The 15,994-nt window shown below is 60.5% G+C and carries 13 protein-coding genes; 3 read left to right on the forward strand and 10 right to left on the reverse strand.

Annotated elements, in window-relative coordinates; translation table 11 throughout:
* Window positions 1-5: 5 nt before the first annotated feature.
* The 9 genes from trpA to leuC all read right to left on the reverse strand — a co-directional run bounded on the left by trpA (window position 6) and on the right by leuC (window position 12,032).
* Complete coding sequence (trpA, locus tag IE111_RS23370) at window positions 6-815, reverse strand: tryptophan synthase subunit alpha (RefSeq protein ID WP_189613502.1); 810 nt, start codon at window positions 813-815, stop codon at window positions 6-8.
* Window positions 816-824: 9 nt separating this feature from the next.
* Window positions 825-2,039: a tryptophan synthase subunit beta gene (gene trpB, locus IE111_RS23375; RefSeq protein WP_189613504.1), complete on the reverse strand. Its 1,215-nt coding sequence runs from the start codon at window positions 2,037-2,039 to the stop codon at window positions 825-827.
* A complete protein-coding gene (locus IE111_RS23380) occupies window positions 2,036-2,725 on the reverse strand; it encodes a phosphoribosylanthranilate isomerase (protein ID WP_308427571.1) in 690 nt (229 codons plus the stop codon). The genes trpB and IE111_RS23380 overlap by 4 nt, the downstream gene beginning before the upstream one ends.
* Before the next feature lie 293 nt (window positions 2,726-3,018).
* On the reverse strand, window positions 3,019-3,864 hold the full coding sequence (truA, locus tag IE111_RS23385; protein WP_189613508.1) for a tRNA pseudouridine(38-40) synthase TruA: 846 nt from the start codon (window positions 3,862-3,864) through the stop codon (window positions 3,019-3,021).
* 326 nt (window positions 3,865-4,190) lie between these two features.
* The gene (locus tag IE111_RS23390; RefSeq protein WP_189613510.1) at window positions 4,191-7,088 is read right to left on the reverse strand and encodes a FimV/HubP family polar landmark protein; all 2,898 of its coding nucleotides are present in this window, start codon (window positions 7,086-7,088) and stop codon (window positions 4,191-4,193) included.
* Window positions 7,089-7,451: 363 nt separating this feature from the next.
* Window positions 7,452-8,564: an aspartate-semialdehyde dehydrogenase gene (asd, locus tag IE111_RS23395; protein WP_189613512.1), complete on the reverse strand. Its 1,113-nt coding sequence runs from the start codon at window positions 8,562-8,564 to the stop codon at window positions 7,452-7,454.
* Between the two features lie 289 nt (window positions 8,565-8,853).
* A complete protein-coding gene (gene leuB, locus IE111_RS23400) occupies window positions 8,854-9,942 on the reverse strand; it encodes a 3-isopropylmalate dehydrogenase (protein ID WP_189613514.1) in 1,089 nt (362 codons plus the stop codon).
* 9 nt (window positions 9,943-9,951) lie between these two features.
* Window positions 9,952-10,599 carry a 3-isopropylmalate dehydratase small subunit gene (leuD, locus tag IE111_RS23405; protein WP_189613516.1) on the reverse strand — a complete coding sequence of 216 codons (648 nt, stop codon included), beginning with the start codon at window positions 10,597-10,599 and terminating at the stop codon, window positions 9,952-9,954.
* The gene (leuC, locus tag IE111_RS23410; RefSeq protein WP_189613527.1) at window positions 10,596-12,032 is read right to left on the reverse strand and encodes a 3-isopropylmalate dehydratase large subunit; all 1,437 of its coding nucleotides are present in this window, start codon (window positions 12,030-12,032) and stop codon (window positions 10,596-10,598) included. The genes leuD and leuC overlap by 4 nt, the downstream gene beginning before the upstream one ends.
* Before the next feature lie 352 nt (window positions 12,033-12,384).
* On the opposite strand from leuC, the gene IE111_RS23415 reads away from it, so the two are divergent.
* Window positions 12,385-13,266 carry a LysR family transcriptional regulator gene (locus IE111_RS23415; RefSeq protein ID WP_189613517.1) on the forward strand — a complete coding sequence of 294 codons (882 nt, stop codon included), beginning with the start codon at window positions 12,385-12,387 and terminating at the stop codon, window positions 13,264-13,266.
* Here IE111_RS23415 and IE111_RS23420 read toward each other — a convergent pair.
* Complete coding sequence (locus IE111_RS23420; protein WP_189613520.1) at window positions 13,254-13,874, reverse strand: rhomboid family intramembrane serine protease; 621 nt, start codon at window positions 13,872-13,874, stop codon at window positions 13,254-13,256. The two genes, IE111_RS23415 and IE111_RS23420, sit on opposite strands and share 13 nt — an antisense overlap.
* A 367-nt stretch (window positions 13,875-14,241) precedes the next feature.
* Between IE111_RS23420 and IE111_RS23425 the strand changes: the two genes are divergently transcribed.
* Together IE111_RS23425 and IE111_RS23430 are read left to right on the forward strand one after the other, a co-directional pair.
* Window positions 14,242-15,129 carry a recombination-associated protein RdgC gene (locus tag IE111_RS23425; RefSeq protein WP_189613522.1) on the forward strand — a complete coding sequence of 296 codons (888 nt, stop codon included), beginning with the start codon at window positions 14,242-14,244 and terminating at the stop codon, window positions 15,127-15,129.
* A gap of 97 nt (window positions 15,130-15,226) precedes the next feature.
* Entirely contained in the window at window positions 15,227-15,796 is a 570-nt protein-coding gene (locus IE111_RS23430) for a hypothetical protein (RefSeq protein ID WP_189613524.1), read from the forward strand.
* Window positions 15,797-15,994: the final 198 nt, after the last annotated feature.

Raw genomic sequence — 15,994 nt, forward strand, 5'->3', positions numbered from 1 at the left:
CGGAATTATGCGCGATCCATGGCGGTGCGCATATCGCCCAACAACTTAGACACTTGTGAAGAAATTTCAACGGCACTGGCCGATTGCAGCTCTTCAACAATACGAACCAGGGCCGATCCGACGATCACACCGTCGGAGACCCGGGAGACGTTCGCCGCCGTTTCGCCGTCCTTGATGCCGAAGCCGACACAGATCGGCAGGTCGGTGTGCTGTCCGATCCGCTCGACCCGCTTCGCCACGTCATCGACGTTCAGGGTATTGGCACCGGTGATGCCTTTCAGCGAGACGTAGTAGATCCAGCCGGTGGATTGCTTGCAAATGGCATCGAAGCGTTCTTCGGTCGTGGTCGGCGTGACCAGGTAGATCAGGTCCAGCTCCGCCGCACGCAACTTGGGCACCAATTGCTCGCCTTCCTCGGGCGGCATGTCGACGAGAAGGAGGCCATCGACACCGGACTTGGAAGCCGTGTCGATGAAGGTGTCGTAGCCCATCCACTCGACCGGGTTCAGGTAACCCATCAAAACGACCGGAGTCTCGGTATTGGTTTCGCGGAAGACTTTGACCACGTCCAGTGTCTTGCGCAGGGTCATACCGGCTTCAAGCGCACGCTCGTTGGCCAACTGAATGGCCGGACCGTCGGCCATCGGGTCCGAGAACGGCATGCCCAGCTCGATGATGTCGGCACCGGCCGATACCAGAGCGTGCATCAGCGGCAAGGTCACATCCGGGCGTGGGTCGCCGGCGGTCACGAACGGAATCAGGGCCTTGCGGCCCTGGTCTTTCAAACGGGTAAAGGTACTGGCGATTCGACTCATGGTGCTCCCTCAGACCGACAGGCCGTCAATGGCGGCGATGGTGTGTACGTCTTTGTCGCCCCGACCGGACAGATTGACGACGATGCGCTTGCCGGGCCCCATCTCCTTCGCCAGTTTCTTGGCGTAGGCAATGGCGTGTGAAGATTCCAGCGCCGGCATGATGCCTTCGGTGCGGGTCAGTTCGCGAAACGCGTCCAGTGCCTCGTCATCCGTCGCGGCCACGTATTGGGCGCGACCGCTGTCTTTCAACCAGGCGTGCTCCGGTCCGACGCCCGGATAGTCGAGACCGGCCGAGACCGAGTGGGTACCCATGATCTGACCGTCTTCGTTCGCCATGATGTAGGTCCGATTGCCGTGCAATACACCCGGCCGACCCTTGGTCAGCGGGGCCGCGTGTTCGTTGCCGTTCAGGCCGCGACCGGCGGCTTCGACGCCGTAGATCTGCACGGACTCGTCGTTCAGGAACTCCCAGAACAGCCCGATGGCGTTGGAACCGCCGCCGACACAGGCGACCAGCGCATCCGGCAGTTCACCCGCCTGTTCCAGCATCTGGCGACGCGCCTCGCGGCCGATCACCGAGTTGAAATCCCGCACCAGGGTCGGGTACGGGTCCGGGCCCGCGGCGGTACCGATGATGTAATAGGTATCGTCGATGTTCGTCACCCAGTCGCGCATGGCCTCGTTCATGGCGTCTTTCAGGGTCTTCGACCCGGAGGTGACCGGCACCACTTCGGCGCCGAGCAGACGCATGCGATAGACGTTCAGCTTCTGGCGCTCGACGTCCTCGGCGCCCATGTACACCACGCACTTGAGCCCGAGACGAGCCGCAACGGTCGCCGAGGCCACACCATGCTGGCCGGCGCCGGTTTCCGCGATGACCCGGGGCTTGCCGCCGTGTTTGGCCAGCAGCGCCTGGCCGATAGTGTTGTTGATCTTGTGCGCGCCGGTGTGATTCAGGTCTTCCCGCTTCAGGTAGACGTCCGCCCCACCCCAGTTCTTGCTCAGGCGGCGGGCGAAATACAGAGGCGACGGCCGGCCGACGTAATGGGCCAGGTCCTCATCGAACTCGCGGCGGAAATCCGGATCGTCTTTCATCCGCTTGTACATGGCGGACAACTCTTCCAACGCGTCCATCAGGGTTTCGGACGCGAAACGGCCACCGTAGGGACCAAAGTGGCCGCGGGCGTCCGGATAGGCGTGATAATCGGTAATCTTGGTCGTCATGCTGTCTCTCTTTGAGCATCGGCCAGGCGGACCTGGCGTACGAATTCAGTCATCTTGTCCGGGGATTTTTCGCCCTTGGCGGCCTCGATGCCGCCGCTGACGTCCACCCCGAGCGGTCGAAGGGTGCTGACCGCCTCGAATACATTGGCCGGGCCGAGGCCGCCGGCGAGCACGATCGAGCTTCGCCATCGCTCGGGGATCAACTGCCAGTTGAAGGTTTCGCCGGTTCCACCGGGCTGTCCGGGCTTATAGGCGTCCAGCAGCAGGGTCTGGGCATCGCGGTAGCGTTCGAGATCCGCTTCCAGGGAAGCGCTGTCGCGTACACGCAGGGCTTTGATCCAGGGCTTGTTGAAGCCTTGACAGAATTCGGGGGACTCGTCGCCGTGAAACTGAATAACGTCGATCGACACCCGCTCGAGAACCCGCCGAACCTCGTCTTGATCGGGGTTTACAAACAGGGCTACACGGGTGCAAAACGCCCCGGCCAGATCGGCCAGTTCAGCGGCCATCTCGATGCTGACCGCTCTGGGGCTCGGTGGATAGAAATTAATCCCGATGGCATCGGCACCCAGATGATCGGCCATTTCGACATCGGCCGGTCGTGTCATCCCACATAACTTGATTCGCGTTCGCATGGATAGTCGCGTCTTAATGAGGTCTCGGCGGAGGAAAGACAAGTCTAACAAAGCTCAAGGGGTTCGCCCAATGCTGTTATTGGCAAGGTGTCGGTGCGCCGTTTGAAATGTGAATTGACCGGTAGCCGTAGGGTGGGTACTGCCCACCAAGACCCAACTGTAACTTTAACCCGGTCCATAATGATACATGGCCGAAGTTTTATACTGCGTCAATCGGCTTCGTAGCGGCTACATTGATCGTTTTGGTGGGCGGTGCCCACCCTACAGCAGGTTTGCGGCCGAATTGATGTCGGATTACGTCTTTGGCTCCGAGGCGTCGGACCGATCCAACCTACAAACCCGACTCAAACGTCCGCCAGGCCAGGAAAGCCGTCCAAAAATGCAGGACCGGGTTCCCGGTATGGCAGGTCGTTTCGCTCGTACTGGGCCCGAATGAAGTAGAGACCGGCGGCCGGGGCGGTGACTCCGCCGAGGTTACGGTCTCGCGTGGCGAGGACTTCGGCCGCCCATTCCACCGGTTTGTCGCCCCGGCCGATCTCGATCAGCACGCCCATGATGTTGCGCACCATGTGGTAGAGAAAGCCATTGGCGCGGGCCTGGAGAACGATCAGGCGGCCTTGCTGGACCAAGGTGAGCTCCCGAACTTCTTTGACCGGGGACTGGGCCTGGCAATTGGCGGCGCGGAAGGCGGAGAAGTCATGTTCGCCCAGCAACAGGTCGGCGGCGGCCTGCATCCGTTCGACGTCGAGCGGTCGGCGCTCCCAGGTAAGACCGTCGCGGAGAATGCCACCGGGGACGGGAGCGTTATAGACGATGTAACGGTAAGCCCGCTCCTTGGCGGAAAAACGGGCGTGGAATTCGTTATCGACGATTTTAGCCCATTGAACACTGATGTCCTTCGGCAGCAAGGTATTGGTGCCGACGCACCAGCCGTACTCCTTGCGCGCGCTGAAGGTATCGAAGTGAATGACCTGGTTGCTGGCGTGCACACCGGCGTCGGTGCGACCGGCGACGATCAGGTCCACCGGGTGATTGGCCACCCGCGAGATGGCCCGGGTCAATTCGGCCTGAACCGTCGGTACGCCGGATTTCTGAATTTGCCAACCATAGTATTCGCTGCCGCGGTATTCGACGCCCATGGCGATGCGATACCGGTGGTCGGGGTGCGCGAATGGGAAAATTTCCGTCATTTAAGGAGCCTCTGAATAATTCCCCCCGGGGCTCTGGCTTATCCGAGGGACGCTGCAACAAGGCGGACTCATGCAGGAATGTTTGGACCTTTCAAATGAGTCCAACGCAGTGGCAGTGTTCCTCGGAAAGCCCGGAAGGGCGCGGCTAAAACGTCCCGGCCCGGCGTTGCACTTCTTGACAAGGACTAAGGCCATTGCGCTGCGAAGTGCGCCTTGTGCCAGAACGTTTTAGCTCGCGCAGAGTCCCGGGGGGAATTGTTCAGAGGCTCCTACAACTGCGCCGCTCGTGGAGAGCGGCGCAGTGTACACGATCACAGGATCAAGGTTTAGAGTTGATCCATCAGTTCCTTGGCTTGCTTCTTCTGGTCGTCGTTACCTTCGGTGGCCACTTCTTCCAGAATATCGCGAGCGCCTTCCTTGTCGTCCATTTCAATGTAGGCCCGGGCCAGATCGAGTTTGGTGCTGGCTTCGTCGCTGCCGGAGAGGAAGTCGAACTCATCATCCTCCAGATCGGCGCTGCCCGGCAGCGCATCGGCCAGTTCACGCAAGTTGTCGTCATCCTGCGCTGTCGCGGACTCGACGGCACGCTCCGGTTCGGCCTGAGCGCTCTCGTCAGTGAAATCGAACGAGACTTCCTCTCCGCCGGTCGGCTCTTCTTCGGACAGATTATCTTCGTCCAGAGTCAGGCTGTCGTCGGTTGGCAGTTCGTCGGACTCGGCCGGCTCGGGTTCACTCTCTTCCAGTGAACTGAAATCCAGGTCCAGATCGTCGTCGCCGGTTTCCAGCGTAGGCAATTCCGGTTCGGCCGGTTTTTCAGTTTCATCCAGATTGAAATCCAGATCGCTGTCGAATTCGCCCTCTTCTTCGTCGAGGGAAAAATCCAGGCTGGCCGATTCATCGGATTCCGTCTTGCGCGCTTCCGGTTCCGGCTCGGATTCTTCCAGGCCAAGATCACCCAGGTCCAGATCCAATTCGTCGGACGCCTTGGAGTCGGTTTCGGTCTCGATGTCCAGATCGTCCAGATCGAGGCTGAAATCGAGGTCGTCGCTCTCTGAAGAGGCTACTTCCTCTTCCCGGGTTTCGGTGCTCGCCGGCTCGGCCGTATCGGATTCAGTATCGAAATCGCTCAGATCATAGCTGCCCGTCTCGGTTTTCAGATCCTGCTCGAGATCGTCGAGAGACGGAATATCTTCACTGTCTTCTTCGGTGCTGGTATCGAAATCGCCGAAGTCCAGGTCGGAGTCTTCGTCCAGGTCCATGGACAGGTCTTCGGCGTCGGAGTCGCTGCTCATCGGCATGCGGTTGCGGAACTCGTCCACCTGGGCCTGTTGATCCGATGTCAGCGACAGCCGCTTCTCAAGATCGTCGAACGCCGCCGCATTGCCGGTTTCGGAGTAGACTTCCAGCAGCTTCAGGCCGATGTCGGTGCGCCCCGGTTCCTCGGCGAACGCCGATTTCAGTTTTTCCTCCGCCTGCTCGTATTTCTGGTAAGCCATGTACATTTCGGCTTCCATGACGGCATCGGAGGTGGCGTCGCTCTCCGCTTCCTCGGTGGCGTCCAACTCGGCTTCTTCTTCGAAATCGCCCAGCAGGTCGTCATCGAAATCCTGCTCGAATTGCGGTTCGCTGAGCCCGCCTTCGGCCAGCGCCGGCGCTTCTTCCTCGATGTCCTCGGACTTGTTGCGGCTGCGCAGATACAGCGGAATCATCAACAGAATGATGGCCCCGGCCGCCGTGATGATCATGTTGTACAGGCTGCCGGTCACCCAATTGGTCACCGGTGCGGTGTACTGTTGTACAAAGCCCATGATGCCCGGCTCCGGCTGAGCCGGTTGTGGCTGGGCTTGCGGCTGTGTGGCCTGTTGTTGCTGCTCTTGCGGCTGAGCCGCCGGCTCTGGAGTTTGTGCCGGCTCCTGCTCCCCGGAGGCTTGACCGTCCATAGCCGGTTGCGCCGGCTCGGACGCATCGCTCGAGTCGCCGGTCTGGGCCGGTGAGCTCGCTTCGGTGTCGGCCGGGGCCTGGGCCGAGCCGGACTCGCCTTCAGCGGCGGCTTCGGCTTCACGCTCGGCCAGTTCGGCCTGCAGGGTTGCCGCATCGCCGCTTTGGACGTTCAGCAGCCGCTGCATGATGGCGATCTGCTCTTCGAGTTGAACGACCCGGCTTTCCAGCTCCTCTTTCTCGCGCTCGAACTGGTCGTTCAGTTCACCGGCGATGGCCAATTCGTTTTCCAGTCGCTCGATTTCGGCGTTGGTCGACGATTCACCGCCGGCGCTGGTGCCTTCGGTCTCATCATCGGCCGCGACTTCGAGATAGCCGTCCGGATCCCGCTCACCCTCGCCTTCCGGCAGAGCGGAGCTGGTGGATTCGGTGGCGGAGAGCTGAACTTCGGTCGCATCCGAGTCGTCTGCGACACGGGGACGCGCCGAACCACCCGCATTTTGCTGGCGGACTTCGTCAATGGCTTCTTGAACCGTACGCGTGGCAATCTGCGCTTCATCGGGAAGATTCAGCAGACTGCCCGCCTTGAGGCGGTTGATGTTGTTGTTCAGGAAGGCATTGGGGTTCAGGTCCTGGATCGCCAGCATCACCTGTTGCGGTGAATAGCCACTGCCGGCGGGCAGACCGGCGGCGATTTCCCAGAGGGTGTCGTTGCGCTTGACCCGGTACTCGTTCGGTCCGAGGTTTTCCTCACGCGGGGTCACCTCGGCCGGAACCGTTTCTGTGGTGGTTTCGGGCTGGCTGACGGTGGTGGTCGTGGTGATTTCGGTCTCACCGCTCGGCTGTTCGGCCGGCTCGACCACCAGGGACTCGCCGACGACACCGGTGTCGAAGACGGGCGGGTCGAGCAGCAGAGTAAACTCTTTCAGCAGGCGACCGCCAGGCCAGTTCACCTCGACCAGGAAGTTCAGGAATGGTTCACGCACGGGCTGATTGGTGGACAATGAAATCACCAACTCGCCAGCTTCGTTCTCCCGAACATCGAATTTGATATTCGACAAAAAGAAGTTGCGTTCCACTCCGGCTCGCACGAATGCGTCGTTACTCGCCAGGGTGGGCAGAATTTCGCCCGCGGTCAATCCACGCAGTTCCAACAGCTCGATTTCGGCATCCAGGGGTTCGTTGAGATTGGATTCCAACTCAATGTCACCCAAACCCAATGCCTGAGCTGTACTGGTGAACGCCAGCGCGGAAATGACTAGTGTAAGCGCCTGTTTTTTGAACATCACCCTTTTCCCTTCCCTCAACCTTATTACCAATACCACGAATGGCATTGATATTTTGAAAAGGAGTTCGCTATTTTTAATGTGTAGGCGCATCAATTCGAGAACTGGTTCTCAATTTTAATTCACGCACCCTAATTCGTCCGTTTTGAAATCTAGAAAGAACATTCAAAACTTCGGCTAAGTATTATTGATAAAAGGATTTTTCGCAACACACAGGCCTTTTTGTAGTCAAAGAACGAGGCCTGTGTCGACCTTCTCACATAAAAAAGGCGACTCTACCGAGTCGCCCATTGATTTCAAGTTTTTGAAATCTAACGAAAAAAACCGACGGCTCCAGCGGTGATTTCGCCGCTATTACAGAGCTTAGAGTTTTCCGGTGAGAATCGCCAATGTGCGGCGCAAAGGCTCTGCCGCGCCCCACAACAGCTGATCGCCGACGGTGAAGGCTCCCAGATAATCGTCGCCCATGGCCAGCTTGCGCAGTCGACCGACCGGTACACTCATGGTGCCGGTGACTTTAGCCGGAGTAAGCTCTTCCATGGTCTGGTCGCGATCGTTCGGGACGACTTTGACCCAGTCGTTGGCGGAGGCGAGGATGGACTCCACTTCGCTGATGGAGGCGTTTTTGCGCAATTTGATGGTCATGGCCTGGCTGTGCGAGCGCATGGCGCCGACCCGTACGCAGATGCCGTCGATGGGGACCGGCTGGTCGCTGCGGCCGAGAATTTTGTTGGCTTCGACCTGGGCTTTCCATTCTTCCTTGCTCTGACCGGAGTCGAGCGCTTTGTCGATCCAGGGGATCAGGCTGCCGGCCAGCGGCACGCCGAACTGGTCGCACGGATACTGGTCGCTGCGGATGAAGTCGGCGACCTTGCAGTCCAGATCGAGGATGGCGGACGAGGGATTGGCGAGATCTTCCGCGGCGACCTGGTGGATGGCGCCCATCTGAGAGAGCAGTTCGCGCATGTGCTTGGCACCGGATCCGGAAGCGGCCTGGTAGGTCATGGGGGAGACCCATTCGATCAGGTTTTCGCGGAACAGGCCACCGAGGCCCATCAGCATGAGGCTGACGGTGCAGTTGCCGCCGACGTAGGTTTTGACACCGCCGTCGATGGCGCGGTCGATGACGTCGCGGTTGACGGGGTCGAGCACGATGATGGAGTCGTCGGCCATGCGCAGGGTGGAGGCGGCGTCGATCCAGTAGCCGTTCCAGCCGGTGTTGCGCAGGGGTTCATAGACTTCGCCGGTGTAGTCGCCGCCCTGGCAGGTTACGATGGCTTCGCAGCTGGCCAGTGCGTCGAGGTCGTTGGCGTCGAGCAGGGTGTCGCTGCCCTGGCCGACGTCGGGGGCCGGCTGGCCGACCTGACTGGTGCTGAAGAAGACGGGCTGGATGCCCGCGAAATCGTCTTCTTCACGCATGCGCTGCATCAGGACGGAACCTACCATGCCGCGCCAACCAATAAATCCGACTTTCATAGTCACCTCTTTGAGTGTTCTTCCGTGCCCTGGAGAAGCGTGCCAGTGGTCCGCGCCGGATGCCGGTGGTACGCCCGTGGGGTCGCCGTGTACCCGTCCATGGGGGCTTGGCCGCAGCATCCATGCTGCAGACATCCCCACGGGAGGACCACCGGCACCCGTCGCTTGTATTGTGCAAACACGTCTACAGGGCGAACGGCCGTTGTGTGGCCGTGGTATTCAATCAACAACGGTACCGCTACCAATGGTACCGTCGACGCCCGGCTCATCCGGGCGGCATACGGAGGGCCTAAACCTTCTCCAGGGCGGCTACGACAGCGTCGCCCATGGCTTCGGTTGATACGGACTGCTCGTCGCTACCGGCGATGTCGGCGGTGCGCAGTCCCTGGTCCAGAACGCGGCTGACGGCCCTCTCGATGGTATCGGCCGCGTCAGGCTCCGCGAGAGAATAACGGAGCATCATAGCGACCGAAAGGATGGTCGCCAATGGGTTGGCCACGCCTTTACCGGCGATATCCGGGGCGCTGCCGTGAATCGGTTCGTACATGCCCTGCCCGGCTTCGTTGAGCGAGGCGGAGGGCAGCATGCCGATAGACCCGGTGAGCATGGCGGCGCAATCGGAGAGGATGTCGCCGAACATGTTGCCGGTGACGATGACGTCGAACTGCTTGGGCGCTCGCACGAGTTGCATGGCGGCGTTGTCGACGTACATATGGGTCAATTCGACGTCCGGGTACTCTTTGGCCAGGTCGTTCATGATATTGCGCCACAAGACCGTGACTTCAAGTACGTTGGCTTTGTCGACGCTGCACAGCCGTTTGTCGCGCTTGCGGGCGGCTTCGAAGGCGACGCGGCCGATGCGCTTGATTTCGGATTCGCTGTAGACGTAGGTGTTGTAGCCTTCGCGCTCGCCCTGGTCATTGATACGTTCGCCGCGCGGCTGGCCGAAGTAGATGCCGCCGGTCAGTTCGCGCACGATGAGGATGTCTAGACCGGCGACGATTTCGGGTTTCAGGCTGCTGGCGCTGGCCAGTTGCGGGTAGAGGATCGCCGGGCGCAGGTTGCCGAACAGGCCGAGGTTGGCACGCAGGCCGAGCAGGCCTTTTTCGGGACGCTTGGCCATTTCAAGGCCGTCCCATTTGGTGCCGCCGACGGCGCCGAGCAGGACGGCGTCGGCCGCTTTGGCCTTGGCCAGGGTGTCGTCGGGCAGCGGACCACCGGTGGCGTCGATGGCGGCGCCGCCGACGAGGGCGTGGTCGAGGTTGAATTCGAGGTTATGCCGCTCGGCGACCTTGCTCAGGACGCGCTCGGCCTGGGCGACGATCTCCGGGCCGATGCCGTCGCCCGGGAGGATGAGGATGTTTTTTGCGTTGCTCATCGGATTTCCTTAGTGGATCTGTCCGAAAACCCAGGGGGCTTCCTGTTGACGTTTTTCTTCATAGGCGCGGATGGCGTCGGCTTCCTGCAGTGTGAGGCCGATGTCGTCGAGACCGTTCAGCAGGCAGTGCTTGCGGAATTCGTTGACCTCGAAGCTGAATGTTTCACCGTCCGGCGTGGTGACGGTCTGGTTTTCAAGATCCACATCCAACTTGTAACCCACCTGGGCGTCCTGCGCCTTGAACAGGCGGTCGACAACGTCTTCCGGCTGCACGATGGGCAGGATGCCGTTTTTGAAGCAGTTATTGTAGAAAATGTCGGCGAAACTCGGCGCGATGATAACGCGAAAGCCGTAGTCTTCGAGTGCCCAGGGAGCATGCTCGCGGCTGGAACCGCAACCGAAGTTGCGGCGCGCGAGCAGGATCTCGGCGCCCTGGTAGCGCTCCTGGTTGAGCGGGAAGTCCGGGTTCAAGGGGCGTTGGCTGTTGTCCTTGCCCGGCTGGCCTTCGTCGAGGTAGCGCAGTTCGTCGAACAGGTTGGGGCCGAAGCCGCTGCGCTTGATCGACTTGAGGAACTGCTTGGGAATGATCATGTCGGTGTCGACATTGGCGCGGTCCATAGGCGCGACCAGGCCGTTGATGCGCGTAAAGGGGTTCATGCGGCGTTGCCCTCCTGCCAGGTACGGATATCTACAAAATGACCGGCGATGGCGGCTGCGGCGGCCATGGCGGGGCTGACCAGATGGGTGCGCCCGCCGAAGCCCTGACGGCCTTCGAAGTTGCGGTTGGAGGTGGAGGCGCAATGCTCGCCCTGCCCCAATTTGTCGGCGTTCATGGCCAGACACATGGAACAGCCCGGTTCGCGCCATTCAAAGCCGGCCTCGATGAAGATCTTGTCTAACCCTTCGGCTTCGGCCTGGCGCTTCACCAGACCGGAGCCGGGCACGACCATGGCCTGTTTCAGGCTGGTGGACACTTTGCGGCCCTTGGCAACAGCAGCGGCGGCGCGCAGGTCTTCGATGCGGGAGTTGGTGCAGGAGCCGATGAAGACGCGATCGAGCTTGATCGATTCGATCGGCTGGTCGGCTTTCAGGCCCATGTATTCCAGCGCCCGCTCGACGCCCTTGCGACTGGCTTCGTCCTCGATCGCGGCGGGGTTGGGTACGGTCTCCCCCACGCCCCTGACCATTTCCGGCGATGTCCCCCAGGTAACCTGGGGCTGGATGTCGGCGGCGTTGATCAGGATGTCCTGGTCGAAGACGGCATCATCGTCGCTGACCAGATCCCGCCAGGATTCGACGGCCTTATCCCAGAGTTCGCCCTTGGGCGCGAACGGGCGGCCGTGGAAGTAGTCCAGCGTAGTGTCGTCGACGGCGACCATGCCGGCGCGGGCGCCGGCTTCGATGGCCATGTTGCAGATGGTCATGCGACCTTCCATCGACAGCGAGCGGATGGCGCTGCCGGCGAATTCGATGGCGTAGCCGGTGCCGCCGGCGGTGCCGATGCGGCCGATGATGTTGAGCACAATATCCTTGGCGGTGATGCCGTCCGGCAAGTCGCCTTCCACCCGGATGCGCATGTTTTTCATCTTGCGCTGGATCAGGCACTGGGTGGCGAGCACGTGTTCGACTTCGGAGGTGCCGATGCCGAACGCGAGCGAGCCCATGGCGCCGTGGGTGGAGGTGTGGGAGTCGCCGCAGACGATGGTCATGCCCGGCAGCGTGGCGCCCTGCTCGGGGCCGACGACGTGGACGATGCCCTGGTTGATGTCGTTCATGCCGAACTCGCGCACGCCGAAGTCGGCGCAGTTGCTGTCGAGCGTCTGCACCTGGATGCGGGAGATTTCGTCAAGGATGCCGCTGACGCCGGTGCTGCGCTCGTCCAGGACCGTGGGGACGTTGTGGTCCGGGGTGGCGAGGTTGGTGTCGAGGCGCCAGGGTTTGCGTCCGGCCAGGCGCAGGCCTTCGAAGGCCTGGGGGGACGTTACTTCGTGGAGCAGTTGGCGGTCGATGTAGATTAATGCGGTCCCATCGGACCTTTCGGAGACGACATGGGCGTCCCACAGTTTGTCATACAGTGTCTTGCCGGCCATCACACCCTCCGTCATGTCGGCTTTCTATTTTGTGCCAAGAATCCGTGGTCGGTGGCGGGATGCCTTTCCAGGGACCGCTGTGAACCCATCCATGGGCGCTTAACTTCGCCATCCTGGCTCAGATGTCCCCTCCAAGGCATCCCACCACCGACCACTGACCCAATGGGGTTTCTAACTTGTAGGAGCGCACGCCGTGCGCGAAAAGATGTATTGAGGCACCTGAATAACCATCACGCACACGGCAAACCCTACAATCAGTCAAATTATTCACGGTTTCGACACAGTCTAATTGGACACCGGAATAATACAAATTTATTATTTTCATGTTTTCAATTCCAAACAGGAATGCATCATGGACCACCACAGCCTGGAGGCCTTTCTGGCCGTTGCGGAGACAGGATCGTTCAGTCGGGCGGCGGATCGGTTGTTTTTGACGCAGCCGGCGGTGTCGAAGCGGATCGCGAACCTGGAGGAGTCTCTCGGGGTGAAACTGTTCGACCGGATCGGGCGGGAGGTCTATATGACCGAGAGCGGGCGTTTGCTGGTGGAGCGCGCGGGGCGGATTCTGGAGGATATTCGGGATGCGCGGTTGGCGGTGACGCAGTCGGCGCTGAGTCAGGTGAGTCAGATATCGGTGGCGAGCAGCCATCATATCGGGTTGCATTATTTGGGGCCAATTCTGAGGCAATTGTCGGATCGGTATCCGGATGTGCATCTGGATCTGCGATTTCTGGAGTCGGAGCAGACGATCGAGGCGATCCTGAAGCGGGATCTGGAGCTGGCGTTTATTACGCTGCCGGACAATCTGCACCGGGATCTGACGAAGGAGCGGCTGTGGACGGATCCGCTGGAGTTCGTGGTGGCGCCGGATCATCCGCTGGCGGCGAAGACGGGGGCGATCCGGTTGAATGAGCTGGTGCATTTCCGGGCGATTCTGCCGGAGGAGAATACGACGACGTTTCGCCTGGTACAGCAGACATTTCAGCGCCATCACCTGCCGCTGACGCGGCGGCTGTCGGTGAATTATCTGGAGACGATCCGGGCGTTGGTGGCAAGCGGGCTGGGCTGGAGTGTGCTGCCGCGACGCCTTGTCGATGACAGCGTGCGGGTGCTGGCGGTTGAGAAGGTCCGTCTGGAACGGCATCTGGGCGTGATTCGCCATGCCAAGCGAACGCCGAGTCGCGGGGTGCTGGAGCTTCTGGAGATCGCCCGCTCGGCCGGTCAGTCCACCTGAACGCGCTTCACGGCGTTGACAAGCGAGTACAGGCCGATGGCCAGCCAGCCGGAAATCAACCCCCAGGCGTGGGACAAGACGGCGACGTCGGCCTGGATCCATTCGGAGACGTAGTTTCCGCCCTCCCCGGCCAGGCCCGGGATGTTTTCATGGCCCACCTTAACGGTCAGGATCGCGATGATGCCCCAGCGCAGCCAGGCGGCGTAGAACGGGGAGCGCATCAGCGACCACAGCAGCCAGCCATATAACAGACCCGACAGGCCGGCGTATTGGCTGTAATCACTGAATGCCAGCGCCACGCTGGATGCCAGCCAGACCCAGCCCAGGGCCAGCCAATCCGCCTTTTCCAGCCTGGTAGGCAACAACAGCGCCATCAGCACCAGCCCCCATTGGTTGATCAGCCAATGCTGGGGGTTCAGTTGAGCGATCCAGGCCGTGACCGGCCGCCAGAATTCCCCCGCAACCCGCCATTCCGAGCGGTATTCCAGAACATCGTTGATGGGTGACCAGGCACCGACGAAGGTGATCACGGCGATGATCAGCAACGCTTGTACGGTAGGCGTGGTGAATACGGCGAGGCGTGGCGTTAACAAGGAACTCTCGATCATTATGACATGCCCGAATTGTAGGGCAGAAGAGCCCGCAGGGCGATATCTGCCGAGATGACGTCCCGCGCCGATGGATGGTCCGGTTCCTCGACCTCCTCCCACGGCAGATATCGCCCTTCGGACTCTTCTGCGTTACCGATTAGAGGCATCTGTGGGAGCGGTGGGTAGCGGGTGTTGCACTGGAGGACATCGGCCTCAGGGATGAGGCCGTTAAGCGTACATGGAGGTATTCACAGCGGTCCGTAAGGGCAACACCCGCTTCCCACCGCGGACCCGGCCCTCTTACTCAAAAGGTTCTCCCGGGACCGGTTTCCCAGTACACTTCGGCCTCTTTGCCATCCAACAACCAAGGTCGGATTCCCCTGATATGTGGTTCAAAAACCTCCGTTTGTATCGCTTTAACGATAACTGGTCCATCACCGAAGACAGTCTCAACGAAAAACTCGCCGCCCACCCCTTCACCGGTCTTACGGCCATGCAGGAATCCGCGTTCGGCTGGGTACCGCCGTTCAAGGACAGCGGTCTGTTGTGCGAAACCGTCGGCGGGCGCTTGTACATGACAGCCCAGGTTCAGGAAAAACTGCTGCCGTCCAGCGTTCTGAACGAGCATTTGGCCGAGAAGGTCGAGGCAATCGAAGAAGCCGAAGGTCGTCGCCCCGGTCGAAAAGAGAAGGATGAGCTGAAAGAGAAGGTCCGTGCGGAGCTGCTGCCGCGCGCTTTTCACAAGACCCGCCGGATCAGCGCCTGGATCGATTTGAACAACCAGTGGCTGGCCATCAACGCATCCAGCGAGAAGGTCGCGGACGAGTTCACCTCCCAGTTGCGGGAAGTGGTCGGTTCCCTGCCCGTGCTGCCGATGGGCAAGCAGATTTCCGGCGGTTCCCTGCTGACGCAGTGGTTTCAGGCTCCGGAGACCCGCCCCGAAGGCACCGACCTGACGGCGGATCTGGAGTTGGTGATGGCGCAGGACCCGACGGTGAAAGCGCGCTACCGCAATCTGGATCTGGACGCGCCGGAAATCGCCCACTCCCTGGAAAGCGGCATGCGCATCCGGCAACTGGGACTGGTGCTGAACGATCAATGCGAGTGCGTGATCGATGACACCTTCACCCTGAAACGCCTGAAGTTCAGCGACAGCCTGGTCGAACAGGCGGGGGATTCGGATGATCCACGAACCGATGCGATGCTGATGTCCGATACGTTAACGCAGTGGCTGCGAGCCGTGGCACCGCAATTGGTCGAAACCGGGGTCTGACCCCGGAGCACGGCGGCTTTCCAGCGGATGAGTTTGCGCGCCTGCCGCTTTGTGGTAATAGTGGGTTACTCCCGTCGTATTCGTATCGAGGTATCACGTGTTTCGCTTCAACCGGTTCCCTACTCCGCTTCGCCCGATCCTGATCGGGCTGGTGAGTGCGTTTTTATTCCCACTGGCGTCATTCGCAGAGAATAAAATCGAAGTCACCGAGAACTTCTACAAGCTGACTTTGAATGAAGAGACCGGTACCTACGACAAGGCGGAGATCGAGGTGGCCAAACCGGGCGACCTGATCGAACTGGAGATTCGCGCCAAAAACATCGGTTCGGATGTGGCGACCGACGTGGAATTGATCAATCAGGTGCCGACAGGCGCGGCGCGCTTGGTGGAAGGGTCGATCCAGCTGGATGAGCAACGCAGCGAAATTCAACTCTCTCCCAACGGCAATACCTTCTTTCCCACGGCGGTCGAAATTCCGGCCGAGGACATCCGTTATGTGAAATGGTTGATCTATGAGCTGAAGGTGGATGCCACTCTGGACTTGACCTACCGCCTACGGATCGCCCGGTCCGAACCAGCGCCGCCTGCCGAGGAGCCAACGTCCGATACGCCGGCGGAAGTCGAGGAGTCGGCCGAATCACTGGTTGAGCCTTCGTCAGAACAATAGTCAAGTAGGGTGGGCACTGCCCACCAACCGGCGGCTACAACCTCAGCAGGTTGCGATCAGCCATAAGACAGCCCTGAGACGAATTTCCTTCAATGGTGGGCAATGAGGCTGTGAAAGTATCCCTTCTTTAAGGTTAAAATCACGGCTTGCTATTCAAAAGGAGCTTTCCAGTGCCTGCCCGCCGCTACAAAACCGGCC

Origin of the sequence: Saccharospirillum salsuginis, from assembly GCF_014651855.1 — a bacterium.
GTDB lineage: Bacteria > Pseudomonadota > Gammaproteobacteria > Pseudomonadales > Natronospirillaceae > Saccharospirillum > Saccharospirillum salsuginis.